Annotated in this window: 24 protein-coding genes and 2 pseudogenes; 13 read left to right on the top strand and 13 right to left on the bottom strand. The window is 75.9% G+C overall.

Annotated features, from left to right (window positions below):
• Positions 1–57: 57 nt before the first annotated feature.
• On the top strand, positions 58–504 hold the full coding sequence (locus OG335_RS30915; protein WP_405014426.1) for a helix-turn-helix transcriptional regulator: 447 nt from the start codon (positions 58–60) through the stop codon (positions 502–504).
• A 10-nt stretch (positions 505–514) separates the two neighbouring features.
• Positions 515–922 carry a VOC family protein gene (locus OG335_RS30920; RefSeq protein ID WP_405014427.1) on the top strand — a complete coding sequence of 136 codons (408 nt, stop codon included), beginning with the start codon at positions 515–517 and terminating at the stop codon, positions 920–922.
• 184 nt (positions 923–1106) lie between these two features.
• On the opposite strand, the gene OG335_RS30925 is transcribed toward OG335_RS30920, so the two are convergent.
• A complete protein-coding gene (locus tag OG335_RS30925; protein ID WP_405014428.1) occupies positions 1107–1517 on the bottom strand; it encodes a Fur family transcriptional regulator in 411 nt (136 codons plus the stop codon).
• 519 nt (positions 1518–2036) lie between these two features.
• On the opposite strand from OG335_RS30925, the gene katG reads away from it, so the two are divergent.
• Complete coding sequence (gene katG / locus OG335_RS30930) at positions 2037–4271, top strand: catalase/peroxidase HPI (RefSeq protein ID WP_405014429.1); 2235 nt, start codon at positions 2037–2039, stop codon at positions 4269–4271.
• Positions 4272–4416: 145 nt separating this feature from the next.
• Here katG and OG335_RS30935 read toward each other — a convergent pair whose 3' ends face one another.
• Positions 4417–5013, bottom strand: coding sequence for a YdeI family protein (locus tag OG335_RS30935; RefSeq protein WP_405015582.1), 597 nt, complete (start codon positions 5011–5013; stop codon positions 4417–4419).
• A 160-nt stretch (positions 5014–5173) separates the two neighbouring features.
• A complete protein-coding gene (locus OG335_RS30940; RefSeq protein WP_405014430.1) occupies positions 5174–5896 on the bottom strand; it encodes an alpha/beta fold hydrolase in 723 nt (240 codons plus the stop codon).
• 155 nt (positions 5897–6051) lie between these two features.
• On the opposite strand from OG335_RS30940, the gene OG335_RS30945 reads away from it, so the two are divergent.
• Positions 6052–6918 (top strand): S-methyl-5'-thioadenosine phosphorylase, encoded by an 867-nt coding sequence (locus OG335_RS30945; RefSeq protein ID WP_405014431.1) that lies wholly within the window; start codon positions 6052–6054, stop codon positions 6916–6918.
• Positions 6919–7059: 141 nt separating this feature from the next.
• Here the strand turns inward: OG335_RS30945 and OG335_RS30950 are convergent, their stop codons facing one another.
• Positions 7060–7215: a DUF6131 family protein gene (locus tag OG335_RS30950; protein ID WP_405014432.1), complete on the bottom strand. Its 156-nt coding sequence runs from the start codon at positions 7213–7215 to the stop codon at positions 7060–7062.
• Positions 7212–8735 carry an MFS transporter gene (locus OG335_RS30955; protein WP_405014433.1) on the bottom strand — a complete coding sequence of 508 codons (1524 nt, stop codon included), beginning with the start codon at positions 8733–8735 and terminating at the stop codon, positions 7212–7214. Before OG335_RS30955 ends, OG335_RS30950 begins: the two co-directional genes overlap by 4 nt.
• A 107-nt stretch (positions 8736–8842) precedes the next feature.
• On the opposite strand from OG335_RS30955, the gene OG335_RS30960 reads away from it, so the two are divergent.
• Entirely contained in the window at positions 8843–9427 is a 585-nt protein-coding gene (locus OG335_RS30960) for a helix-turn-helix domain-containing protein (RefSeq protein WP_405014434.1), read from the top strand.
• Between the two features lie 246 nt (positions 9428–9673).
• Entirely contained in the window at positions 9674–10090 is a 417-nt protein-coding gene (locus tag OG335_RS30965; protein ID WP_405014435.1) for an SHOCT domain-containing protein, read from the top strand.
• A 37-nt stretch (positions 10091–10127) separates the two neighbouring features.
• Here OG335_RS30965 and OG335_RS30970 read toward each other — a convergent pair whose 3' ends face one another.
• Complete coding sequence (locus OG335_RS30970; protein ID WP_405014436.1) at positions 10128–10541, bottom strand: hypothetical protein; 414 nt, start codon at positions 10539–10541, stop codon at positions 10128–10130.
• Positions 10541–11650: a molybdopterin-dependent oxidoreductase gene (locus tag OG335_RS30975; RefSeq protein WP_405015583.1), complete on the bottom strand. Its 1110-nt coding sequence runs from the start codon at positions 11648–11650 to the stop codon at positions 10541–10543. The genes OG335_RS30970 and OG335_RS30975 overlap by 1 nt, the downstream gene beginning before the upstream one ends.
• Positions 11651–12344: 694 nt before the next feature.
• Here OG335_RS30975 and OG335_RS30980 point away from each other — a divergent pair.
• Positions 12345–12959, top strand: a pseudogene (locus tag OG335_RS30980) (hypothetical protein); the annotation flags it as partial.
• Between the two features lie 363 nt (positions 12960–13322).
• On the opposite strand, the gene OG335_RS30985 reads toward OG335_RS30980, so the two are convergent.
• Positions 13323–13505, bottom strand: a complete 183-nt coding sequence (locus tag OG335_RS30985; protein WP_405014437.1) for a Ku protein — start codon at positions 13503–13505, stop codon at positions 13323–13325.
• 91 nt (positions 13506–13596) lie between these two features.
• On the opposite strand from OG335_RS30985, the gene ligD reads away from it, so the two are divergent.
• Positions 13597–14496, top strand: a complete 900-nt coding sequence (gene ligD / locus OG335_RS30990) for a non-homologous end-joining DNA ligase (protein WP_405014438.1) — start codon at positions 13597–13599, stop codon at positions 14494–14496.
• Positions 14497–14529: 33 nt separating this feature from the next.
• Here the strand turns inward: ligD and OG335_RS30995 are convergent, their stop codons facing one another.
• Positions 14530–15420, bottom strand: a complete 891-nt coding sequence (locus OG335_RS30995; protein ID WP_405014439.1) for a GNAT family N-acetyltransferase — start codon at positions 15418–15420, stop codon at positions 14530–14532.
• Positions 15421–15988: 568 nt separating this feature from the next.
• Here OG335_RS30995 and OG335_RS31000 point away from each other — a divergent pair.
• Entirely contained in the window at positions 15989–16705 is a 717-nt protein-coding gene (locus OG335_RS31000) for an SMI1/KNR4 family protein (protein ID WP_405014440.1), read from the top strand.
• Positions 16706–16740: 35 nt separating this feature from the next.
• On the top strand, positions 16741–17685 hold the full coding sequence (locus OG335_RS31005) for an ADP-ribosylglycohydrolase family protein (protein ID WP_405015584.1): 945 nt from the start codon (positions 16741–16743) through the stop codon (positions 17683–17685).
• Positions 17686–17692: 7 nt separating this feature from the next.
• Here the strand turns inward: OG335_RS31005 and OG335_RS31010 are convergent, their stop codons facing one another.
• The 3 genes and pseudogenes from OG335_RS31010 to OG335_RS31020 form a co-directional block, all read right to left on the bottom strand.
• Entirely contained in the window at positions 17693–18346 is a 654-nt protein-coding gene (locus tag OG335_RS31010) for a class I SAM-dependent methyltransferase (protein WP_405014441.1), read from the bottom strand.
• A gap of 4 nt (positions 18347–18350) precedes the next feature.
• Positions 18351–19031: a DUF2064 domain-containing protein gene (locus tag OG335_RS31015; protein ID WP_405015585.1), complete on the bottom strand. Its 681-nt coding sequence runs from the start codon at positions 19029–19031 to the stop codon at positions 18351–18353.
• A pseudogene (locus OG335_RS31020) lies at positions 19005–19592 on the bottom strand (glycosyltransferase family 2 protein); the annotation flags it as partial. The gene OG335_RS31015 and the pseudogene OG335_RS31020, both read right to left, overlap by 27 nt.
• A 239-nt stretch (positions 19593–19831) precedes the next feature.
• On the opposite strand from OG335_RS31020, the gene OG335_RS31025 reads away from it, so the two are divergent.
• The 3 genes from OG335_RS31025 to OG335_RS31035 all read left to right on the top strand — a co-directional run bounded on the left by OG335_RS31025 (position 19832) and on the right by OG335_RS31035 (position 23079).
• Complete coding sequence (locus tag OG335_RS31025; RefSeq protein ID WP_405015586.1) at positions 19832–20512, top strand: response regulator transcription factor; 681 nt, start codon at positions 19832–19834, stop codon at positions 20510–20512.
• A gap of 5 nt (positions 20513–20517) precedes the next feature.
• A complete protein-coding gene (locus tag OG335_RS31030) occupies positions 20518–21672 on the top strand; it encodes a sensor histidine kinase (protein WP_405014442.1) in 1155 nt (384 codons plus the stop codon).
• 252 nt (positions 21673–21924) lie between these two features.
• Positions 21925–23079, top strand: coding sequence for a lytic polysaccharide monooxygenase (locus OG335_RS31035; protein ID WP_405014443.1), 1155 nt, complete (start codon positions 21925–21927; stop codon positions 23077–23079).
• A 111-nt stretch (positions 23080–23190) separates the two neighbouring features.
• Here OG335_RS31035 and OG335_RS31040 read toward each other — a convergent pair whose 3' ends face one another.
• Complete coding sequence (locus OG335_RS31040) at positions 23191–24252, bottom strand: NAD-dependent epimerase/dehydratase family protein (RefSeq protein WP_405014444.1); 1062 nt, start codon at positions 24250–24252, stop codon at positions 23191–23193.
• Positions 24253–24307: the final 55 nt, after the last annotated feature.

The following is a 24307-nucleotide window of genomic DNA, read 5'->3' on the forward strand; positions in this document are numbered from 1 at the left end:
CGGCAGGGGCGGCGGCGTGCGGGGCCGGCTGTCGGAGGGGGACCGTACGCTGGACGCATGACACCGGAGGACCTCGCCAACCTCGGCCACCTGCGACGGGCGCGGGACCTCATCGACCGCGAGTACGCCCGCCCGCTCGACGTGCCGACGATGGCCCGCCACGCGCTGATGTCCCCCGCGCACTTCTCGCGGCAGTTCCGCGCGGCCTACGGCGAGACGCCGTACAGCTACCTCATGACCCGCCGGATCGAACGGGCGATGGCCCTGCTGCGTGCCGGGATGAGCGTGACCGACGCCTGCATGACGGTCGGCTGCACCTCGCTCGGCTCGTTCAGCTCGCGCTTCAGCGAGGTGGTGGGCGAGACGCCGAGCGCCTACCGGGCCCGCGAGCACTCCGCGGTGCTGGCGATGCCGGCGTGCGTGGCGAAGCTGCGCACCCGGCCGAGCAGGGCCGGTTCACCGGCGAGCAGGAACGGAGAAGCAGGCGACCCGACCGCCGCCTAGCGTTGCTCCCATGGACATCGCCCTTCAGTACTGCAACATCACCGTCAACGACGTCGACGACTCGCTCGCCTTCTACCGCGACGCGCTGGGCCTGGAGGTCCGCAACGACGTGGCCTCGGGCGAGTACCGCTGGGTCACCCTCGGCAGCGCGGCCCAGCCGGGCCTGGAGATCGTGATCTCCGAGCCGCACGCCGGCCGGTCGCAGGCCGACGGCGACGCCCTCCAGGCGCTGCTGACCAAGGGGGTCCTGCCGACGATGGTCTTCCGTACGGACGACCTCGACGGCACCTTCGAGAAGGTCCGGGCCTCCGGTGCCGAGGTGCTCCAGGAGCCGATCGACCAGGCCTGGGGGCCTCGGGACTGCGCGTTCCGCGACCCCTCGGGCAACATGGTCCGGATCTCGCAGGCGGCGAAGTAGCGCCGGCCGCAGTACGCACCGGGAGCCGCGGCGGCTCCGGAGGGCACGCACCCTCCGGAGCCGCCGCGGCTCTTCCGTGCGGGCGGACGCCTTCCGGAACGCCCGGGTCGGCGGTCCCGGAGGTCCCGGAGGTCAGGGCGGTCCCGGCGGTCAGGCCGGTCAGGCCGGTCCGGGGTGTCGGAGGTCAGGCGCAGGACGGACAGAGCCCGCGGTAGGTGACCTCGACGTTCGCCACCGTGAACCCGAACCGCTCCTCCCGGGGGAGGTCGGCCAGCGGGTCGCCGGTCGGGTGGACGTCGCGGATGGTGCCGCAGCGGGAGCACACCAGGTGCTGGTGCGGGTGGTGCGCGTTCGGGTCGTAGCGCTTGGCGCGGCCGTCGGTGCAGACCTCTATGACCTCGCCGAGGGAGACCAGCTCGCCGAGCGTGTTGTACACGGTCGCCCGGGAGATCTCGGGCAGCAGCTGGGCCGCTCGGGCGTGCACCTCGTCGGCGGTGAAGTGCACGTGGTCGCCGTCGAGGACCTCCGCAACGACACGCCGCTGGGAGGTCATCCGCCAGCCGCGTCCGCGCAGTCGCTCCAGTAGGTCACTCATATCGGTTCACCTATTCAGGCTCATGGGGGATGTTCGGACTTTACCAGCGGTCTCTGCCGATCCGATCTGCTACAGCTCTGATGCGCTTCTTGACTTGGACGGTGTCCATCGTAGGATCGGTTCCAGCAATAGCCAAGGGGCAGGAAGCGCCCGGTACGGCAGGAGAGAGTGACGTGACGGCCACCGCGGGGAAGGCGGGCGGTGTCGGCCTGCGGGTGACGGGCACCCGCGTCGTGCTGACCGGAGCCGTCCGGGAGGGTGTCCGGGCGGTCCGGTCCGGGCCGTACGCCCCGGTGGCCGCGGCCCGCCCGTACGTCGCCGGCCGTCCGTACGGCGTGCCGCCGTCCGTGTCGGCCGCGGCGCCCGCACGTCCCCTGCCCGAGCGTCCCCAAGGGCCACGGCTGCGGCCGTGGCCCCCGGACGGACGGGGTCGAGGCCACCGGCACGGTCGGCTTCCCCCGCTCGTCCACCGCCCGCAGATTTTCAGCACCGATGTCCGCCAGGTCCGGAGGGATTCCCATGTCCGACAACCATGACGCAATCGTCGTCGACGCGAAGACGGAGGAGAGCGGGGGTGGCTGCCCGGTCGCGCACGGGCGCGCCCCGCACCCGACCCAGGGCGGCGGGAACCGCCAGTGGTGGCCGGAGCGCCTCAACGTGAAGATCCTGGCCAAGAACCCCGCCGTGGCCAACCCGCTCGGCGAGGAGTTCGACTACGCCGAGGCGTTCCTCGGCCTCGACCTGCCCGCCGTGAAGCGCGACATCGCCGAGGTGCTGACGACCTCGCAGGACTGGTGGCCCGCCGACTTCGGGCACTACGGCCCGTTCATGGTCCGCATGGCGTGGCACAGCGCCGGCACCTACCGGATCAGCGACGGCCGCGGCGGCGCCGGCGCGGGCCAGCAGCGCTTCGCCCCCCTCAACAGCTGGCCTGACAACGGCAACCTCGACAAGGCCCGCCGCCTGCTCTGGCCGGTGAAGAAGAAGTACGGCCGGAACCTCTCCTGGGCCGACCTCATGATCCTCGCCGGCAACGTCGCCCTGGAGTCGATGGGCTTCGAGACGTTCGGCTTCGGCGGCGGCCGCGCGGACGTCTGGGAGCCCGACGAGGACGTCTACTGGGGTCCCGAGACCACCTGGCTCGACGACGCGCGCTACACCGGCGACCGCGAGCTGGAGGAGCCCCTCGGCGCCGTCCAGATGGGCCTCATCTACGTCAACCCCGAGGGCCCCAACGGCAACCCGGACCCGATCTCCGCGGCCCGCGACATCCGTGAGACGTTCCGCCGGATGGCGATGAACGACGAGGAGACCGTCGCCCTCATCGCCGGCGGCCACACCTTCGGCAAGACCCACGGTGCGGGCCCGGCGGAGAGCGTCGGCGCCGACCCCGAGGCCGCGCCGATCGAGCAGCAGGGCTTCGGCTGGGCCAACTCCTTCGGCACCGGCAAGGGCGGCGACACGATCACCAGCGGCCTCGAGGGCATCTGGACCAACACCCCGACCACCTGGGACAACACCTTCTTCGACATCCTCTTCGGCTACGAGTGGGAGCTGTTCAAGAGCCCCGCGGGCGCCCACCAGTGGCGGCCGAAGGACGGCGCCGGCGCCGGCACCGTGCCCGACGCCCACGACGCGTCGAAGAGCCACGCCCCGACCATGCTCACGACCGACCTCTCGCTCCGGTTCGACCCGGCCTACGAGCAGATCTCGCGGCGCTTCCACGAGGACCCGGCCGCGTTCGCGGACGCCTTCGCCCGCGCCTGGTTCAAGCTGACGCACCGTGACATGGGCCCGGTCGTGCGCTACCTCGGCCCGGAGGTCCCCTCCGAGACCCTGCTCTGGCAGGACCCGCTGCCCGCCGTCACGCACCCGCTCGTCGGCGCCGCCGACATCGCCGCCCTCAAGGAGCAGGTCCTCGCCTCGGGCCTGTCGGTCTCCGACCTCGTCTCCACCGCGTGGGCGTCGGCCTCGTCCTTCCGCGGCAGCGACAAGCGCGGCGGCGCCAACGGTGCGCGCATCCGCCTCCAGCCGCAGAGCGGGTGGGCGGCCAACGACCCCGACCGCCTCGCCACCGTGCTGCGCACCCTGGAGGGCATCCAGGAGTCCTTCAACACCGCCCACGCCGGCGGCGTGCAGGTCTCGCTCGCCGACCTGATCGTGCTCGCCGGTGCCGCGGCGGTGGAGAAGGCCGCGAAGGACGGCGGCTCCGCCGTCGAGGTCCCCTTCACGCCGGGCCGCGTGGACGCGTCGCAGGAGCAGACCGACGTGGAGTCGTTCGCCGCGCTGGAGCCGGTGGCCGACGGGTTCCGCAACTACCTCGGGAAGGGCAGCCGGCTGCCGGCCGAGTACCTGCTGATCGACCGGGCGAACCTGCTCAACCTGAGCGCCCCCGAGCTGACGGTGCTCGTCGGCGGTCTCCGCACCCTCGGTGCGAACCACCAGCAGTCCTCGCTCGGCGTCCTCACCGCCACCCCCGGCGTGCTGTCCAACGACTTCTTCGTCAACCTGCTCGACCTGGGCACGGTGTGGACGGCGACGTCCGGGGACGCCAACACGTTCGAGGCCCGCGACGCCGCCACCGGCGAGGTCCGGTGGACCGGCAGCCGCGCCGACCTGGTGTTCGGCTCGAACTCCGAGCTGCGCGCGGTCGCCGAGGTCTACGCGAGCGACGACGCGAAGGAGAAGTTCGTGAACGACTTCGTCGCGGCGTGGGACAAGGTCATGGGCCTCGACCGGTTCGACCTCGTCTGACCACGACGTCCCGGCACGACGTCCCGGCACGACGTCCGGTGATCACGACGTCCGGGCCGGCCCTCGCCGGCCGGCCCGGACGTCCGCGGCCCTCCCGGCCCGTCCGCCTCCGGCGCGGCGCCGGGAGGGCCCTCGCCGTACGGGCCTACGGGTGGATCGTCCGGCCCTCGGCCAGCATGGCCACGTACGTCGCGATCCGGCGGGCCCGGGTCTCCGGCCGCTTCGCCTCCTGCACGCGGTACAGGATCGCGTAGCGGTTCTGCCGGTCGATCGCCTCGAAGGCCGCCGCCGCCGCGGGCTCGGCCCGCAGCGCCGCGGAGAGGTCCTCCGGCACCTCGGCCGTCCGCGCGCTGTCGTACGCGGCCTCCCAGCGGCCGTCCGCCCGGGCGCGCTCCACCTCGGCGAGCCCGGCGGGCCGCATCCGGCCCTGCTCGATCAGGGCCAGCGCCTTGTCCCGGTTGATCCGGGACCACCGGCTGCGCGCGGAGCGCGGGGTGAAACGCTGCAGCCACCACCCGTCCTCCTCGGACCGGGCCTTCCGGCCGTCGATCCAGCCGTGGCACAGGGCCACGTCGAGCGCCTGCGCGTAGTCGAGGGAGACCACCCCGGGGGTCTTCCGGCGCAGCTTCAGCCAGATGCCCGGCGAGGAGGCGTGATGCCCGCCCAGCCACGCGTCGAAGTCGTCCGCCGAGGCGAAAGCGATGATGTCCAGCTCCTGAGCCACCCCGGCAGTCAACCACAGCCCGCCGACAGCTGAGGCCGCCCCACCGGACACCCGGTGACGGCGCGTCGGCGCGCCCGGCGTCCCCGGAGCCGGGACCCTCAGGTGCCCGGGGTGCCCGGGGTGCCCGGGGTGCCCGGGGTGCCCGGGGTGCCCGGGGTGTCCGGGGTGTCCGGGGTGCTCAGAGGGGGAGCCGCAGGCCCTCGGGGCCCGGCCCGTCGAGCGCGAGCGCCGCGGACACGTCCTCCGGCAGGCCGCGCAGGCCCAGCAGTCCCGCGGTGAGCGCGGCCGTCGCGCGGTGCCAGGCGGTGGCGCGGCGCAGCATCGCGTGGCCGCTCCCGGCGACGAGGTACCCGGCGGTGCGGGCCCCCGCCGACCTGGCCAGTGCGGCGAAGCGGACGGTGTCGTCCGGGGCGGTCACCCGGTCGCGGTCGCCGTGCAGCACCACGACCCGGCGGCCGCCGAGGTGGGCGTACGGCTCGCCGGCGGGGCACCAGGGGGCCAGGGCCACCACGCCCGCCACGCACGGGTGCCCGCCGGCGGCCAGCGCGGCCCGGCCGCCCATCGAGTGGCCGACGAGCACGGTCGGCACCGGACCGAGCTCCTCGGCGAGTTCCTGCAGCGCGGCGGCGGCGTCCCGGGCGGCGTCCGCCCGGTCGCCGTTCCAGCCGCGGCAGCGGTACCGGACCACGCCCACGGCGACCTCGCGTCCGGCGGTGACCCGCTCCACGGCCCGGGCGAACGGCCGCATCCGCTGGCCGGGCAGGTTCGGCGTGCCCGGGCCGCGCAGACCGTTCTCCTGGCCGCCGTGCAGCACCAGCACCGCCGCACCCGCCGTCGCGGGCCGCTCGCGCCACACCAGCGCGCGGTGGCCGGCCGGTCGCAGCACCGCCTGTGCCTCCATCGCCGTCACTCCTGTCCGTCGGGGCTGTCACTGTACGCGGCGACGTCCGCGGACCGTAAGCGTGCACGGAAGGCACACCCGGCCACCGCTCTCGTAGGGTGGCGACGGCGCACCGGTCTTCAGGGCGCCGCACCACGACACCCTTAGGAGAGGCCATGCCTGACGCCCCCTCGACCCCTCGCACCGCCGGCGTCCCGCCGCGGGCCGAGATCGGCGTGATCGGCGGCTCCGGCCTGTACGCGCTCCTCGACGACGTCACCGAACTCACCGTGGAGACGCCGTACGGGCCGCCCAGCGACTCCGTGTTCCTCGGCGAGGTCGCCGGGCGCAGCGTCGCCTTCCTTCCGAGACACGGACGCGGCCACACGCTGCCGCCGCACCGCATCAACTACCGTGCCAACCTGTGGGCGCTGCACGCGCTGGGGGTGCGGCAGGTGCTCGGCCCGTGCGCGGTGGGCGGGCTGCGCGCCGAGTACGGGCCGGGCACGCTGCTGGTGCCGGACCAGTTCGTCGACCGCACGGCGGGCCGGGTGCAGACCTACTACGACGGGCTGCCGCTGCCGGACGGCTCCGTGCCCGAGGTCGTGCACGTCTCGATGGCCGACCCGTACTGCCCGGACGGCCGGGCGGCGGCGCTGGGCGCGGCGCGCGACCACGCGTGGGAGCCCGTCGACGGCGGCACGCTGGTGGTGGTCGAGGGCCCGCGGTTCTCGACCCGCGCGGAGTCGCGGTGGTTCACGGCGAACGGCTGGTCGGTGGTCGGTATGACGGGGCATCCGGAGGCCGTCCTCGCGCGCGAACTCGGCGTCTGCTACACCTCGCTGGCGCTGGTGACGGATCTCGACGCGGGGGTGGAGACCGGTGAGGGGGTCACGCACGCCGAGGTGCTGGAGGTGTTCGGGCGGAACGTCGACCGGCTGCGCACCGTGCTGTTCAAGGCGTTGGCGAGCCTGCCGGCGACCCGTGACTGCGTGTGCGCGCACGCCCTCGACGGCCTGGAGACCGGGCTGCACGGCGTCTGAGCCGCCCCGGCGGTCGTGCGGGACGGTAAAGACGGCGACGGCGGCGGAGACGGCGGCGGTGGGTGCGGCGGTGGGCCGGCCCCGGATCCGCCGGGGCCGGCCCACCGCCGTACTGCGCGCTGCCGTTGCCGGCGGATGCCGTCACCAGTAGTGGTTGCGGCCGCCCACCGCGTGTCCCACGGAGCCGAGCACCCACAGGATGAGCCCTACGACCAGCAGCAACGCTCCGATGCTCCACAGCACCGCGATTCCGGTGAGGAATCCGATGACGAGCAGGACGACTCCGAGGACTATCACGGGGTGCCTCCTTCGGTGAGGTGGTCCGTCGCCCGGCGTCTGCCCGGTGGGGACGTGTCCAACCGCGGTGCCCGGTGCGGGTTGTCGGGCCGCGGCAGGGCGCGCGCGGGGCGCCGGGCCGCGACGGCCAGTGCGACGGCGAGCAGCACGGCGGCGACGGCGAACGTGACCCGGGTGCCGGTCGCGACGGCGCCGGGCGCCGCCGTGGCGGGGTCGGCCGATCCCGAGGCGAGCGCGAACACCGCGCCCATGGCGGACGCGCCGGTGACGAGCCCCAGGTTGCGCGACAGGGTGAGCAGGCCGGAGACGACACCGCGTCCGTCCGCGGGCGCGCCCGCCATGACGGCCGTGGTGTTGGCGGTCTGGAACACCGCGTACCCGGCGGTGACGACGGCGAGGGGGACGAGGTACCCGGCGATGCCGAAGGAGGTGGGCACGACGGTCAGCGCGAGGGATCCCGCGGCCGTCGCGGTGAGCCCGGCGGCGGTCGTGCGCCGCGTGCCGAAGCGGTCCGCCACCCGGCCGGCCGGCACCCCGGTCAGGGCGGCCACCAGCGGACCGGCCGAGGAGGCGAGGCCGACCAGGGCCGCGTCCAGCCCGAGCGCGCGGGAGAGGTGGAACGGTCCGACGACCAGTGTCGCCATCATCACCGCCGAGACGAGCGCGCTCGGGACGAGGTACCCGAGGAGCACCGGATCCCGGAGCACCGCCGGCCGGACCAGCGGGGACGCGGACCGTGCCTCCGTGCGCAGGAAGAGGACCGCGCCGACCGCGGCGGCCAGGAGCAGCGCGGCGCCGAGCGGGCCGCCGCCGCTGCCGGTGGTCATGGCGAGCGCGTAGGCGCCGAGCGTCAGGGCGAGCAGCAGGGTGCCCGGGTGGTCGAAGCCGGGTCGGCGGCCCGCGGGTCGGTGCGGGTCGGCGGGCAGGTGGCGGCGGGCGAGGACGAGGGCCAGGAGGCCGAGCGGTGCGTTGACGAGGAAGACCGTCCGCCAGCCGGGGCCGGAGATCAGGGCGCCGCCCAGCGACGGGCCGAGGGCGGTGCCGACGGCGGACACCGTGCCGAGGAGCCCCATTGCGCGGCCGGTCCGCGCGGCCGGCACCGCCTCGGCGACGAACGCCGTGGTGAGGGCCGTCATGACGGCCGCGCCGAGGCCCTGCACAGCCCGGGCGGCGATCAGCAGCGGCAGGGTGGGGGCGAGGCCGCACAGCACCGAGGCGGCGGTGAAGAGCAGGATCCCGGCGAGCAGCAGCCGTCGGCGGCCGGTGAGGTCGCCGAGCCGTCCGGCGCCGACGACGAGGGTGGTGACGGCCAATAGGTAGGCGAGCACCACCCACTGGACCTCCTGGAAGGAGGCGCCGAACTCCTTCGCCAGCGTCGGCAGGCCGACGTTGGCGATGCCGGTGCCGAGCGAGGGCAGCAGCACGGCGAGCGCGAGCGCGGCGAGCGCCCACCTCGCGGAGGCGGCCTGCTCGGGGCGGCCGGTGGGCACGGCGCTGCGTTCGGTGCGGAGGGGCTTCACCAGGGGTTCCTCTCTCCGATGGGGAGTCGTGCGGGCAGCGTGCTTCCCGGTGTGCGACTCCGGCAACATTCGTTGCCGTTTCCGGGACGGCGCGGTGGAATGCCCGTATGGACGAACCACCGACCCACCAGGCGGTCCTCGACGAGGTCGCGCCGCGGCTGCGACGGCTGCGTGCCCGGAGCGGGCTCACCCTGGCCGCGCTCTCCGAGGCGACCGGCATCTCCCGGAGCACCCTCTCCCGGCTGGAGTCGGGTCTGCGCCGCCCGAGTCTGGAGTTGCTGCTGCCGCTCGCGGCCGCGTACCGGGTGCCCCTGGACGACCTGGTCGGCGCCCCGGAGACGGGCGATCCGCGGGTCCGGATGAAGCCGCGTCCGCTGGCGAGCGGGGGCACGTTCGTGCCGCTGACCCGGAGCCCGGGCCCCATCCAGGCGTACAAGCTGGTCATCGCCGACCGGGGCGCCGAACCGGACCTCCGGACGCACGAGGGCTACGAGTGGCTGTACGTGCTGGACGGGCGGCTGCGGCTCGTCCTCGCCGGGCACGACCTGGTGCTCGGAGTGGGCGAGGTCGCCGAGTTCGACACCCGGCTGCCGCACTGGTTCAGCAGCGCGGACGGGCGTCCCGTCGAGGTGCTCAGCCTCTTCGGACGGCAGGGGGAACGCATGCACGTCCGCGCGAAGCCGCGCGGCTGACACCGAGGAACCGGTGTGCGCACGGGCCCGGACCGGATGCGCGGGCCCGGACCGGAGCGCAGCATGAGGTCATGCACGAGACGGTGGACGCGGCCACCCGGGTCCGCTGCGGGGCGCGCACGGTGCCGGGACGGGCCGGGCCGCCCCGCAGCGGGCCGGGGTGCCGTCCGGCGATCCCCCGTCACCCGCCGACCCCGCCCGCAGCCAGGGCCGACCCGGGCTGCACCGGGACAGGAGATCAGAGCCATGAACCTCGCGGTGAACCTCGCGGCGGACTACCCGCTGCTGAACATCTTCTGGACCACGTGCTGGATCTTCCTGTGGATCCTCTGGCTCGTCCTGCTCTTCCGGATCATCGTCGACCTGTTCCGTGACGACGACCTGAGTGGCTGGGCCAAGGCCGGCTGGGCCGTGTTCCTGGTCCTGCTGCCGTTCCTCGGCGTCTTCGTCTACCTCATCGCCCGTGGCCGGGGCATGGGCGAGCGCGAGCTCCGCACGGCGCAGAAGAGCGACGAGCGGTTCCGCGCGTACGTCCGGGAGACGGCGGCGAGTTCCGGGCAGAGCTCCACGGCGGACCAGCTGGCCAAGCTCTCCGAACTGCGTACCGCCGGCCAGATCACCGACGAGGAGTTCGCCAAGGCCAAGGCCAGGATCCTGACCTGACCCGGTCTGACCCGACCCCGGCCCGCGCGGGCCGGGGTCAGGTCAGGTCAGATCGGCGACGGCGACGGCGCCGGGCGGCGGCCAGGACCGCCCAGGCGGCGGTCACGACGGCGAGCGCGGCGAGGGTGAGGAGCCAGTTGCGGAGGTAGGGCAGCGGCAGCACCGAGGAGTTGCCGCCGTCGTCGCCGGAGCGGAGTACGGCGGGGAGGGCGACGGCGGTGACGGCGGCGGCGACGACGAGGCCGGTCCGCACGGGGGTGGTGCGCGCGAGGGTGGCGCCGAGCAGGCAGAGCAGCGGCACCCAGAGGCCGTCGTGGAGGAGGACGCCGCCGACGGCCCACCGCAGCACGCCGAGCGGGTCGGTGACGTAGGCGTCGGTGAGCAGCCCGTACAGGCCGTAGCCGGTGAGGGCGAGGCCGGCGGCGCCGAGCAGCAGTCGCAGGGTGCGCATCAGAGGATCTCCATCCGGGCGACCCACTTGGTCTGCAGGACGCCCGGCCGGTCGGGGGCGATGATGCGGGCGGGGTAGCCGTGGTCCGGGTCCAGGACCTCGCCGTTGACGCGCAGGGCGAGCAGGGTGAGCGGGTCGCGGGCGTAGGCGGCGGGCATGTCCGTCACGCGGTACGGGCCGTCGGCCTCCAGCGAGGTGACGCGCAGCCGGGCGTCCTCGGGGGCGCCGGCGAGGTCGAGCAGGTCGCGGACGCGGACGCCCGCCCAGCGGGCGGAGGCGCTCCAGCCCTCGACGCAGGCGATCGGGAGGTCCGCCTCGTACTGCGGCATGGCGAGGAGCCGGCTCATCGTCAGCTCGTAGGGCCTCGGCCCGTCGACCCGCAGGCTCCAGTCGGCGGGTGCGGTGGTGGTGCCGGCCTGCGCGGCGGTGCGGTTGACGGGCAGGCCCTGCGGGCCGATGTCGGGGCGGCGGGGCGCGAAGAGGGTGAGGGCTCGCAGCCAGGGCACGGTCTGGCCGGCGGTGGTGAGGGTGACGACGGCGACCGAGGCGGTCACCCCGGCGAGGAAGGCCCGGCGCTGCGCGAGGGCGGGCCCGGTGCGTCGCCAGTGGGCGGCGACGAGCGGCGCCTTGGCGGCCAGGTGGAGGAGGAGCCCGCCGGTGGCGAGCCAGCCGAGCCAGAAGTGCGTCTGCCGGAACGGGAACGGCCACGGGTACCACTGCACGGTGTTGAGCAGGCCGGTGAAGAGCTCCAGCAGCATGGCGGCCACCAGCACGGCGATGCCGAGCCGTTCGAGGGCGTGCGCGACGCTGCGGGCGGGCGGCCACTCGAAGAGCTTTGGGTAGACCGTCCAGAGCTTCGCGCCGAGCAGCGGGATCGCGGCGATGCCGCTGATCACGTGGAGGCCCTGGGTGACGCGGTAACCCTGCACCGGACGGCTCGTGAGGTGGTCGCGCAGCCAGGTCGGCGGTTCCTGGAGGAGGTGGCTGAGCAGGCCCGTCGCGAAGCACACCAGCAGGGCCGTGCCGAGCCGGCGGCCGACCACCACGGCGGTGCGCGGGTCGTGCAGTTTCGAGGTGAAGGCGCCCTCGCGCAGCGGCCCGCGGCGCAGCGCCTGCGGCGGGGTGGGCAGCGGGAGGTCGTACGGCGCTCGGCGCGGGGCGGGGGTGTCGTCGTCCACCTCCCCATCAGACCCCGTGCCGGGCCGCGCGGAGCGCTTCGACGTGCTTACGGAAGTCGTACGGGCACCGGACCGCACCGCCCGGCCCGGCCCTCGCGCGCGCAGCCGGGGCCCGGCCTTACGGAAGTCGTACGCCGGGCCCGGTGGGCGGTCCGGCGGCCCGGTCCGGTGGCAGGGTGGCGGTGTGCGCCTCGCCGTCGTTCCCGCCCTGATCGCCCTCGTCGCGGCCCTCGCCCGCACCGTGACGGGTGGCGGCACCCTCGGCCACCCCGGCCCGCTGTACGGCTGGTACCCGGCCGACCTCGCGCTGTTCGCCCTCGCCGTCGCGCTGCTGCGGTACGCGCCCCGGGGGCACCGGACGGCGCTGGTGCTGGCCGGTGCGGTCGCCGTCGCCGCCACCGGCCTGCTCGCCCCGCCGCGCACCAGCGACGACGCCTACCGCTACGTCTGGGACGGCCGGGTGCAGGCCGCGGGCCTCCCGCCATACCGCTACGCACCGGACGACGCCGCCCTGGCCGGTCTGCGCGCCGCCTCGCCCGACCTCTTCCCGCCCGGCGGCCCGTGCACCGGCTGGGACGAGCGCCGCACCGCCGAAGGCGCCTGCACGCACATCAACAGGCCCGCCGTGCACACCGTCTACCCGCCGGTCGCGCAGGGCTGGTTCCGCGGGCTCGCCGCGGTCGGCGGCGGTGTCCGCGCCGTCCAGGCGGGCGGCGCGCTGCTCGCGGTGGCCACCACCGGTCTGCTGCTCCTGCGCCGCCGACCGGTGCACGCCGCCCTGTGGGGGTGGTTCCCGGGGGTCGCGCTCTGGGCGGTCAACGACGCCCACGTCGACACCCTGGGCGCCCTGCTGATGACCGCGGCCCTGCTCCTCGCCGCCCGCCGCCGACCGGTCGCCGGCGGCGCGCTGCTCGGCGCGGCCGCCGCCGTCAAGCTCCTGCCCGCCCTCGCCCTGCCGGGCGCGATGTCCGGGGTGCTGGCCCGCCGCCCGGCCCCGCGCGACCTGCTGCTCCCGGCGGCCGCCGCCGGCGCCTTCCTGCTCGCCTACCTGCCGTTCGTGCTCGCCTCCGGCGCCGGGGTGCTCGGCTACCTGCCCGGCTACCTCCAGGAGGAGGGCTACGAGGGCGAGCCGGCCCGGTTCGGCCTGGTGCGGCTGCTCCTCCCGGGGGCGGCGGCTCCGTACGGCGCGGCCGTGCTGCTGCTCGCCGTCGTGCTGCACGTGCTGCGCCGTGGCGATCCGGCCCGGCCGTGGGCCGGGGCCCTGCTGGTCACCGGCACCGCGCTGCTGCTGGTCACCCCGGCCTACCCGTGGTACGCGCTGCTGGTGGTGGGGCTGGTCGGGCTGGACGGCCGGTGGGAGTGGCTCGCCGTGCCCGCTGCGGGACAGGCCGTCTACCTGCTCGGCGGCGACACCCAGCAGGCCTGCTACGGGGTGGCGGCGGCCGTGGTGCTGACCGGCGTGCTGCTCCGCCGCCTGCTCGGGCCGGGGCGGGCGGCCGTGCCCCCGGGCCCGGGGCGGAGCGGCGCCCCGCCGGACCGCGGCCGTCCCGGCGGGCGTGAAACGGCCGGGCCACCGGCAGGTACGGCCCGGCGGCGGGCGGGTTCACGCCGTCAGGACGCGCGCCGTGGGGCGGCAGTCCTGGCTCTCGTAGCCCTTGGCGACCCCGCCGTACGGCACCTCCACGCCCTCCCCCTCGCAGAACCGCTTCTGCCGGACGCGGGCACCGTCCTTCACGTGCACCTGGTGCAGCGCCGGGCCGCCGTGCTCCTCGGTGGCGGCGTACAACTCACGGGCACGCCGACCGGCCCGAACGTGATGACGCCTTTCCAGGTGACCTGGGGCATGAGCCGTCCCTTTCCTGGGGATTCACCACGGTATGCCGGAGCGACAGGTCACGGAAGTCGAGGGCCGTCGCCTGGTCCTCTCCCACCTCGACAAGGTGCTCTGGCCGGTCACCGGCTGGACGAAGGGCCAGGCGCTCTACTACTACGCCCAGGTGGCGCCCCACCTGCTGCCGCACGTCCGGCGCCGCCCGGCGACGCTGCTGCGCTTCCCCTCCGGCGTCGGCGAGGAGGGCTTCTTCGCCAAGAACCCGCCGCCCGGCCTGCCCGACTGGGTGCGCACCATGGTCGTCGACAGCCACGAGGGCCCGCGCGACCGCGTCACCGTCGACGACCTCCCCACCCTCATGGCCCTCGCCAACGGCTACGCCCTCGAACTCCACGTGCCCCAGTGGAGCGCCGACACCGGGCGGGACGCCCACGACCGCCTCGTCATCGACCTCGACCCCGGCCCCGGCGCCGACATCACCCTCTGCTGCCGGGTCGCCCTCCTGATCCGCGAGCGGCTCGCCGCCGACGGCCTGCCCGCGTACCCGAAGACCTCCGGCAGCAAGGGCCTGCACCTGTACGTGCCGCTGCGCCCGGCCGACGCGGCCGCCGTCGTCGGCTACGCCCGCGGCCTCGCGGAGAGCCTCGCGGCCGCGCACCCGGCCCACGTGGTGCACCGGATGTCCAGGAACCTGCGGCACGGCAAGGTGTTCGTCGACTGGTCGCAGAACACCAGCGCCAAGACCACCGCCGCCCCCTACACCCTGCGGGCGACCGCGCGCCCCGGCGTCTCCACCCCGCTGACCTGGGAGGAGGTCGACCGGTGCCGGTCGGCGTCCGCGCTCGCCTTCACCCCGGAGGACGTGCTCGCCCGCGTCGCCGAGCACGGCGACCTGCTCGCGCCGCTGCTCGGCGAGGCGGCGGAGCTGCCCCCGCCGGGCGGCTGACGGCCCCGCGCCACGGCCTCCGGACGCGCCCGGTCAGGCCGCGCCGCCCTCCTCCGCGGGCCCGGCGATCAGTGCGGTGCCGATCCGCCGGAACCCCACCCGTCCGTACAGCCGGGCCTGGTCGTCGCCGCCCGCGGTCAGGAAGACGGTCTCCGCGCCGCGCGCCCGCGCGTCCGCCGCCAGCACCGCGGTCACGGCCCGGGCGAGGCCACGGCGGCGGGCGGTCGGCAGGGTGCCGATGCCGACGAGCTCGGCGACCGCACCGACCGGCTGGTACTGCCCGGAGCACTCGGCGGTGCCGTCCGCCGCGAGGGCCGCGGCGGTGACCGTCAGCCCGGCCCTGGCCCGTGCCGCGGCCCGGGCCACCGAGCCGTCGGCGGCCATCCCGGCGGCCGCGGAGGCGAGTTCGGCAGGCCCGGCGGTGCCGACACCCGTGCCGGGGTCGGCGAAGGCCAGGTACGGCACGGCCAGCGCACTCGTGAACGCCGGATCGTCCGGGCCGACCGGCCGCACGTCCGGGCCGCCGGGGGCGTCCGGACCGTCCGGGTCGGCGGCCAGCACCATCAGCGGATAGGCGTGCACGGCGAGCCCCGCCTCCTCGGCGGCGGCGCGCAGCGCGGGGGCCGTCTCCGCCACCCACTCGAAGCTCTCGGGCAGACCGAGCGCGCGCTGCCGTTCGCGCACCCGCCGCACGTCCGCGGCCGTCACGCCGTCCGCCGCGGTGCAGCGGCCGAGGCCGGGCCGGGCGTAGTACGGCATGCCCTCGTCCTCGCGGACGAAGAGGGTGAGCGGGCCGAGGTCCTCGGCGCGGGCGGCGGACCGCGGCACGGCGTCGTAGAAACGTTCGATCCGGTCGAGGGCGGCGGCGCGGTCGGCAGCGGGGCCGAACAGGGCGGTGCGGTCGGTCTCGTGTGAAAGGGGCACGGGGCATCGAAGCATCCGGGGTGGCGGCCCGCCACCGGATTGACCGGGCCCGCAGCGGCCGGCCCCCACGGCCGGCACCGGATCGCGGACCCCGACGGCCCCGCACGGCCGCCCGGTCACGGCGCCCACAGCTGCCGGGCCCCGGCGACCGCCTGCCGGGTGACCTGCCACTTCCGGTGGCCCGTCCACGGCCCCCACCAGTCCGGCGCGAGCGGGCCGCCGGGCCTGGACGCCGGCTGGTCGGGGTGCAGACCGAGGCGGCGCAGCGCGTCGGCCCGGATCCGGAGGGTGTGCCATCCGCGCCACCGTCCGCCGCGGGCCGGGTCCGGGCCGCAGGAGAGGTCGCCGCGCAGGTCGTCCTCCTCGAAGGGCCACCAGTCGATACCGCGGTCGCGCAGTCAAACGGTGAGTGCGAACCCCGGCTGCGGCAGGCCGGCGGTGTTCTCGACGCTGAAGATCCTCACCCATTCCTCGTCCATGTGCGCAGGATGCCATGCCGGGTGACGTCGCGTCGCCCGGATTCCCGGGCGTTGCGGAGCACTTCCGTCCGACCGGTAGGGTCGGGTCCATGACACAGGGGTTCGATCTCGTCGAGGGTGTCGCGGCCGGTCTTGAGGACCGCGCCGAGGCCTGGTGGTTCGTGGAGGACTTCGCCCGGCACTGGGTGGCGCCGCTCACCGACACCGACGGCTGGAGCGAGGCCGATCTGGTGGCGGCCGAGCAGCGGCTCGGCCTCCGGCTGCCGGCGGCCCTGCGCGAGGCGTACGGGCTGTTCGGCCGGCGCCGCGACCTGACGGCCAGTCACGACGTGCTGCTGTGCCCGGCCGACCTCCACGTGGACGACCTCGGTGTGGCCCTGGTGTTCCGGCACGAGAACCAGGGCGCCGCGGCCTGGGGCGTCCTCCTCACCGAGCTGCACCGGCCGGACCCGGCCGTCGCCGTCCGGATGGACGCGACCGGCGCGCCCTGGCAGGGCTGGCTCGACCGGCTCTCGGTGGCGTTCGTCGAGCTGGTCCTCTCCGAGTCGCTCCACGCCCCGGCCGACCGCAGCGACTTCCTCGACGCGCTCGACGAGAAGGCGCTGCGCCTCGTCGAGGAGCAGTACGTGCAACTGCCGTTCCCCGCCTACCCGACGTCCGCCGTGACCGGCGGCAGCCGCTGGTTCGCCGGCGCCGACGTCCTGCTGCGCGAGGACGACGGCGCGGTGCTGCTCGTCCGCACCCGCACCGTGCCGGCCCTGGACGAGCTGCGGGCCGCCGTCCCGGGGGACTGGCTGAACGCGTGAACGGCGGGGACGCGTGCGGGATCGTGGGCCACAGCGTGGGCCGCAGCGCCCGGGCGGCGGGCGCCGTCGTCGGCTCGGCGGTCGGTGACGCCCTCGGCGCCCCCTTCGAGTTCGGCCCCGCGGACGCGTTCTCGGAGCGCTTCCCGACGCCCGGCGCGGGCGGCGAGATGTGCGGCGGCGGCGGATGGGACCCGGGCGAGGCCACCGACGACACCCAGATGGCGGTGCTCGTCGCCGACTCGCTGCTGGCACACGGCGGGCTCGACCTGCCGGACCTCTTCGCCCGGTTCCGGCACTGGGCGGCGTCCGGGCCCAAGGACATCGGCCTGCAGACCGAGGACGTGCTCACCAACGGCATGCCGTGGGACCTCGCGGCCGCCGTCCACTTCCAGGTCAACCTCCGTGCGGCGGGCAACGGTTCGCTGATGCGCGCCGCCACCTCGGCCGTCGCGTTCGCCCGTACGGGCCGGACGGGGACGATGGACGCCGCCCGCCGGATCGCCGCCCTCACGCACGGCGACCGCGCCGCCTGGGAGGGCACCGCGCTCTTCCACGACCTCGTCCGGGTCGCCCTGGACGGCGGCGACCCGCTCGCCGTCCTGCCCGAGGCGCTGGCCGCCGTGCACCCCGACCACCGCATCCGGTACGCCGTCGTCCTCGCCGACGGCTGGCACCCGGCGGACGCCACCGAGTCCAACGGCGCCGTCTGGCCCTGTCTGGGCTCCGCGGTGTGGGCGCTGCGCACCACCACCGGTTTCGAGGAGGCGCTGCGGGCCGCGGTCGACCTCGGCGGCGACACCGACACCGTCGCCGCGGTCACCGGCGGCCTCGCCGGAGCCGTGTACGGCCTCGACGCGATCCCGGCCCGCTGGACGGATCCGCTGCACGTGCCGCTGCCCGGTTCCGACGGCCGGGTGCTCCGGCTGCCCGACCTCCTCGGCCTCGCCCGCCGCCTGGACGGCGGCACGACGGCGGTGTGACCCGCCGTCAGGGGCGCCGCAGGGCGAGGAACCGCCGCCCGTGGGACACCCACCGCTCGGCCTCGACGAGTCCGGCGGCGGCCGCGCGGGCGGAGGCGGCGGCCGCCCCCAGGCGTGCCCAGGCGAACTCGGGTCCGGAGCGGCCGCCCGGACCCTCCACACGGACGAGCAGCCGCTCGTCGACCTCGGCCGGCTCGACCTCCACGAGCAGGGTGCCGCCCGGGGCCAGGAGGTGCGCGGAGCGGCGGAGCAGGACGTCCGGGTCGCCGCCGATGCCGAGGTTGCCGTCGGCCAGCAGGGCGGTGCCCCAGCGGCCCTCGCCGGGCACCCGCTCGAACACGGACCGGCAGAGCGCCGCCCCGCCGAGCCCGGCCGTACGGGCCACCGCCGCGCGGGTCACGTCCACCCCGAGCGCGGGCACGCCGAGCGCGAGGAGCTCGGTGACCAGGCGGCCGGGGCCGCAGCCGATGTCGAGCACCGGCCGACCGGCCCGTACGCACCGCTCCAGCAGGCCGTGGTCGGCGCCGGCGGCGGGCGCGCACCAGCGCTCCACGTCGAGCACGACGCGTCCGCCGTCCGAGCGGCGCAGCCAGAGCGGGCCGCGGCCGGTGCGCATGGCCTCGGCGAACGGGTCGTCGACCCAGGGCAGGGTCAGCGTCACCCCGTCACCCCGTCACCCCGGCCGCTGCGCGGAGCGACCGCAGGCGGGCGGCGAACCGGCCGTGCGGGGCGAGCGCGGCGGCCGCGTCGGCGTCCGCGGCGGTGTCGACGTCGCGCAGCACGGGCAGCCGCGCGACGGACAGGCCGGCGGCCGCGAGCCGCCGCTCCAGCGTGCTGCCGGTGTGCGGGGCCGACATCGGCACCCCGACCAGCAGGCGGCGGGCCAGCTCCGGCGTGGGCCGGGCCAGGCCCAGTGCCCAGAAGCCGCCGTCCGCCGCCGGGCCGTACCAGGCGTCGACGCCGGCCCGCCGGGCGGCGGCGAGGGGCTCGGCGAGGGTGCGGGCGGTGAGCTGGGGGGTGTCCATGCCGACCAGCACGGCCGGGGCCTGCGGCCCGGCGTGGGCGAACGCGGCGGCGAGGCGCTCGTCCAGCCCGCCCGCGGTCTGCGGCACCACCTCCCAGCCGGGCGGCAGCCACGGCCCGGGGGAGCCGTCCAGCACCAGCAGCCGGCGCCCGGCCGGCACGGCGGCGAGGGTGCGCAGGGTGTCGGCGAGCGCGTCGGCGGCGAGGGCGGCCGCCTGGTCGGGCGTGAACGGCGGGGTGAGCCGGGTCTTGACCCGGCCGGGCACCGGCTCCTTCGCGATCACGAGCAGGGTCGGCGGCGGCGCGGCGAGCACCGCCCGCATGTCGCGGACGGCCTGCCGGACGCCGCGGACGGTGCCGGTCACCTTCGACCGTCCGGCGCGCGGCCGGTAGTCGACCGGCACCTCGGCGATCCGCAGGCCCGCGGCGGCCCCGGCGAGCACCATCTCCAGCGGGTAGCCGGAGCGGCGGTCGCCCAGCCCGAGGGCGAGCAGCCGTTCGCGGCGGGCCGCCCGCATCGGGCCTAGGTCGTGGAGCGGGGCGCCGGTGCGGGCCCGCAGGCGGCGGGCCAGCTCGGCGTTGGCGAGCCGGACGTGCAGCGGCCAGGCCCCGCGGGCGGTGGGCCGGCGCCGGCCCAGCACCAGATCGGCGGTGCCGTCGGCCACCGGGTCGACCACGCGGTGCAGCTGGCGGGGGTCGAGCGAGGCGTCGCAGTCCATGAAGCACACCGTGTCGGCGGTGGCGGCCAGCAGCCCGGCGTGGCAGGCCGCGCCGAAGCCCCGGCGCGGCTCGACGACGACGGTGGCGCCCAGCGAGCGGGCGAGCTCGGCGGAGCCGTCGGTGGAGCCGTTGTCCACGACGACGGCCCGCCAGCCGGCCGGCATGCGGTCCAGCACCCAGGGCAGCGCGGCGGCCTCGTCGAGACAGGGCAGCACCACGTCGACGGCGGCCGCCACGTCGGCGGCGGAGGGAGGAGTCACGTCACCGAACGTACCCGCGGCGGGGCTCCCGGCCGTGCTGCCCGCACCTTACGGAAGTCGTACGGAGCAGCGGCGGCGGCTCCGCGGGGGCCTGCGGGTTTCCTATCCTCGACGGTGTGAACACCACCCCACCGCCCGGCCGCATCCTGGTGGTCGACGACGACCCCACCGTGGCCGAGGTCGTCACCGGCTACCTCCGGCGGGCCGGCTACGACGTCGACCGCGCCGCCGACGGGCACCAGGCCCTGGCCGCGGCCGCCCGCCGGCCCGACCTCGTCGTGCTCGACCTGATGCTGCCCGGCATCGACGGCCTGGAGGTCTGCCGCCGCCTGCGCGCCACCGAGTACGGCGCCGCCCTGCCCGTGGTGATGCTCACCGCGAAGGGCGACGAGGCCGACCGCATCCTGGGCCTGGAACTCGGCGCGGACGACTACGTGACGAAGCCGTTCAGCCCGCGCGAGCTCGTGCTGCGCGTCCAGTCGGTGCTGCGCCGGGCCGGCGCGTCGGTGCCGGCGGCCGGGACGGTCGCCCGCGGCGACCTCACGCTCGACCCGCAGGCCCGTCGTGCGTACCGCAGCGGGCGCGAACTCACGCTCACCCTGCGCGAGTTCGACCTCCTGGCGTTCTTCCTGCGGAATCCGGGCGCGGCGTTCGGCCGGGAGGAGCTGATGCAGCGGGTGTGGGGCTGGGACTTCGGCGACCTCTCGACGGTGACCGTCCACGTGCGGCGGCTGCGCGAGAAGATCGAGGACGACCCGGCGGCGCCGCTCCTGATCAGCACGGTGTGGGGCGTCGGTTACCGCTTCGACCCGGTGGGGAGCTGACCGCCGTGAACGACATGCTGCTGATCGCCCTCTTCGCCGCCCTGGGGGCCGGCGCCGCCGGTCTGGTGGGCTGGCCGGCGGTGCGCCTGCTGCGCCGCCGCTCGGTGGCGCTGTCGCTGCTGTGCGTGGCGGCCGTGACGGTGCTGGCGATGACCGCGGGCACGGTGTCCGTGGCGCAGGCGATGTTCCTCTCCGACCACGACCTCGGCGTGGTGATCACGGTGACCTGCATGGCGGCGGTGGTCTCGCTGGTGACCGCGGCGCTGCTGGGCCGGCAGGTGGTGGCGGGCAGCCGGGCGCTGGCGGTGGCGGCCCGAACGGTCGGCAGCGAGGCGGGCTTCGCCGCGCCCGCGCAGCCGCTCGGCAGCGAACTGGCCCAGCTGAGCGGTGAACTGGCGGCGACGAGCGCGCGGCTGGCGGAGTCGCGGCAGCGCGAGCAGGCGCTGGAGCACTCCCGGCGGGAGCTGATCGCGTGGATCTCGCACGACCTGCGGACCCCGCTGGCGGGTCTGCGGGCGATGGCCGAGGCGCTGGAGGACGGCGTCGCGGAGGACCCGGCCCGCTACCTGGTGCGGATGCGCACCGAGGTCGACCGGCTGAACGGCATGGTGGACGACCTGTTCGAGCTGTCCCGGATCCAGGCCGGTGCGCTGACGCTGTCGCCGTCCCGGGTGTCGGTGTACGACCTGGTGGGTGACGCCATAGCGGGCGCCTCGCCGCTGGCCCGTGAGCGCGGGGTGCGGCTGGAGGGCGGCCTGGTGGCGCCGGAGCCGGTGGAGGTGGACGGCCGGGAGATCACCCGGGTGCTGGCGAACCTGCTGGTCAACGCGATCCGCTGCACCCCGGCGGACGGTGTCGTCGCGGTCGCGGCGCGCCGCGAGGCGGACGAGGTGCTGGTGTCCGTGACGGACGGCTGCGGCGGCATCCCCGAGCCCGATCTGGGGCGGGTCTTCGAGACGGGCTGGCGCGGTGCGGCCGCGCGGACCCCGCGGCCGGCGGCCGGCTCCGGCCCGCACCACGGGGACACCGGGGCGGGCCTGGGCCTGGCGATCGTCCGGGGCATCGTGGAGGCGCACGCGGGGCGGGCGACGGTGCGCAACGTGACCGGCGGCTGCTGCTTCGAGATCGCGCTGCCCGCCACGGCGGGCGCCCGGGCCTAGGCGGCCCGGCCCGGCCCGGTGTCGGCGACGGGGATGGGGCCCCGGGCCTAGGCGGCCCGGGGTCGGAGGGCGGCGCACCGGCGGGGTGGCGGTGACCGGTGGGGCCGGTGTTGGCGGTGTTCCGCCAACATATTTGTCACCGCAGTGACCGAATCCATTTACAGGTGTCCGGGGTCGCGCTACGTTCCGAATGGGAGCGCTCCCATCCTTCGTCCAGCACCACCCCCCACCCGTCGAAGGGACACCCGCCCCATGAAGAGGTTCCGTCACCGCTTACACCTGCTCAGCCTGCTCACCCTCCTCGCGGCCCTGCCCGCGCTGGTGATGGTGTTCACCACCGGCCCGAAAGCGGCTGCCCACGGCGCTCCGATGACGCCCGGCAGCCGCACGTTCCTCTGCTGGCAGGACGGCCTCACCTCCACCGGTGAGATCAAGCCGCAGAACCCCGCCTGCGCGGCCGCCCAGGCCGTCAGCGGCACCACGCCGTTCTACAACTGGTTCTCCGTGCTGCGGTCCGACGGCGCGGGCCGCACCCGCGGCTTCGTCCCGGACGGCGAGCTGTGCAGCGGCGGCAACACCAACTTCACCGGCTTCAACCTGCCCCGCACCGACTGGCCGCTCACCCACCTCACCTCGGGCGCGACCTACGGCTTCACCTACAACTCCTGGGCGGCCCACCCCGGCACGTTCATCCAGTACGTCACCAAGGACGGCTTCGACGCCTCGAAGACGTTCACCTGGGACGCGCTGGAGAGCACGCCGTTCTACTCGGTGACCGACCCGCCGAAGACCGGCTCGGTCGGCACCGTGGAGGGCAAGTACTCCTGGACGACCAAGCTGCCCGCCGGCAAGTCCGGGCGCCACATCATCTACACCGTGTGGCAGCGCTCGGACAGCACGGAGACCTTCTACAGCTGCTCCGACGTGACGTTCGACGGCGGCAACGGCGAGGTCACCGGCGTCGGAGGGACGGGCACCCCCACCTCGCCCGCCCCGAGCTCCCCGGCACCCAGCTCGCCCGCGCCCAGTTCCCCGGCCCCGGGTTCGCCCGCCCCGAGCTCCCCGGCCCCGGGTTCGCCGTCGCCGACGGCTCCGACCACCGATCCCTCCTGCTCCGCCGTCTACCGGACGGTCGGCAGCTGGAACGGCGGCTACCAGGGCGAGGTGACGGTGAAGAACACCGGCAGCCACCCGATCCTGGGCTGGATGGCGCACTTCACCCTGCCGGGCGGCCAGACCGTCGCACAGGTCTGGAACGGCGTCTCCACCGGCACCGGCGCGGAGACGACGGTCGACAACGCGTCCTGGAACGGCTCGCTCGCCGCCGGTGGCACCACCACCTTCGGCTTCCTCGTGAACGGCGGGGCACCGAGCGCGTCGGTGACGTACAGCTGCATGGTCATGTGACCCGGGCCCTGCCCGGATGACCCGGCCGGCCCGCCGTCCCCCACGGGCGGCGGGCCGGTCCCCGTGCGGCCGCACCGCGCGGCCCCGCTGCGCGGCGGCGGCGTGCGCCGGTCAGCCGCCGCCGCGCAGCGGGGCCGCCGCGAACTCCCGCATGCCCGCGGCGAACCCGACCCGGGCCCGGACCCCGAGCTCGGTCCGCAGCCGGCCGGAGTCCGCCGTGACGTGCCGGACGTCCCCCAGCCGGTACGCGCCCGTCACCACCGGGGCGGGACCGCCGTACGCGTCGGCCAGCGCGTGCGCCATCGCGCCGACCGTCCGCACCTCGCCGCTGCCGACGTTGTAGACCCGGGCGCTGCCCGGCGCGGCCGACCCGACGGCGTCGAGGGCCGCCGCGTTGGCCTCGGCGACGTCGGTGACGTGCACGAAGTCCCGCCGCTGGCCGCCGTCCTCGTACACCTGCGGCGCCTCGCCGCGGGCCAGCGCCGAGCGGAAGACCGAGGCGACCCCCGCGTACGGCGTGTCGCGCGGCATGCCGGGCCCGTACACGTTGTGGTAACGCAGCGTCAGCACCCGTCCACCGCAGGCGCGGGCCCAGACGGCGGCGAGGTGCTCCTGGGCGAGCTTGCTCGCCGCGTACACGTTCCGCGGGTCGGGCCGGGCGTCCTCGCCGACCGGAGCCGCCGTCAGGGGGGCGCCGCAGCGCGGGCAGGGCGGATCGAAGCGCCCGGCGTCGAGGTCGGCGACCTGCCGCGGTCCGGGGGCCACCTCGCCGTGCACCGCGCAGGCGTACCGGCCCTCGCCGTAGACGACCATCGACCCGGCGAGCACCAGATCGCGGAGCCCGGCGCGCGCCATCGCGGCGAGCAGCACGGCGGTGCCCAGGTCGTTGCACCCCACGTAGGCGGGCGCGTCGTCGAGATCGAGCCCCAGGCCCACCATCGCGGCCTGGTGACAGACCGCGTCGACGCCGTGCAGTGCCCGCTCCACCGCGTCGCGGTCGCGGACGTCGGCGCGGACGAACTCCACGCCGTCCGGCAGCTCCGGCGGGCACCCGTCCGGGTGCACGGCGGGCAGCAGCGCGTCCAGCACCCGCACCCGGTGGCCCGCCGACGCCAGCCGGCGCGCCACGGCCGACCCGATGAACCCGGCACCCCCGGTGAGAAGAATCTCCATGCCGCCGACGCTAGTCCGCCCGCGGTCGCTCCGGGCCGCGGCGTGGCGTGCCGTC

The organism is Kitasatospora sp. NBC_01539, assembly GCF_045040525.1.
Lineage (GTDB): Bacteria > Actinomycetota > Actinomycetes > Streptomycetales > Streptomycetaceae > Kitasatospora.

Bases quoted from the DNA above. Each gene is read 5' to 3' on its own strand.
- OG335_RS30915 (WP_405014426.1), top strand. From the start codon at position 58: ATGACACCGGAGGACCTCGCCAACCTCGGCCACCTGCGACGGGCGCGG.
- OG335_RS30920 (WP_405014427.1), top strand. From the start codon at position 515: ATGGACATCGCCCTTCAGTACTGCAACATCACCGTCAACGACGTCGAC.
- OG335_RS30925 (WP_405014428.1), bottom strand. From the start codon at position 1,517: ATGAGTGACCTACTGGAGCGACTGCGCGGACGCGGCTGGCGGATGACC.
- katG (WP_405014429.1), top strand. From the start codon at position 2,037: ATGTCCGACAACCATGACGCAATCGTCGTCGACGCGAAGACGGAGGAG.
- OG335_RS30940 (WP_405014430.1), bottom strand. From the start codon at position 5,896: ATGGAGGCACAGGCGGTGCTGCGACCGGCCGGCCACCGCGCGCTGGTG.
- OG335_RS30945 (WP_405014431.1), top strand. From the start codon at position 6,052: ATGCCTGACGCCCCCTCGACCCCTCGCACCGCCGGCGTCCCGCCGCGG.
- OG335_RS30960 (WP_405014434.1), top strand. From the start codon at position 8,843: ATGGACGAACCACCGACCCACCAGGCGGTCCTCGACGAGGTCGCGCCG.
- OG335_RS30965 (WP_405014435.1), top strand. From the start codon at position 9,674: ATGAACCTCGCGGTGAACCTCGCGGCGGACTACCCGCTGCTGAACATC.
- OG335_RS30970 (WP_405014436.1), bottom strand. From the start codon at position 10,541: ATGCGCACCCTGCGACTGCTGCTCGGCGCCGCCGGCCTCGCCCTCACC.
- ligD (WP_405014438.1), top strand. From the start codon at position 13,597: ATGCCGGAGCGACAGGTCACGGAAGTCGAGGGCCGTCGCCTGGTCCTC.
- OG335_RS31000 (WP_405014440.1), top strand. From the start codon at position 15,989: ATGACACAGGGGTTCGATCTCGTCGAGGGTGTCGCGGCCGGTCTTGAG.
- OG335_RS31015 (WP_405015585.1), bottom strand. From the start codon at position 19,031: ATGCGGGCGGTGCTCGCCGCGCCGCCGCCGACCCTGCTCGTGATCGCG.
- OG335_RS31035 (WP_405014443.1), top strand. From the start codon at position 21,925: ATGAAGAGGTTCCGTCACCGCTTACACCTGCTCAGCCTGCTCACCCTC.
- OG335_RS31040 (WP_405014444.1), bottom strand. From the start codon at position 24,252: ATGGAGATTCTTCTCACCGGGGGTGCCGGGTTCATCGGGTCGGCCGTG.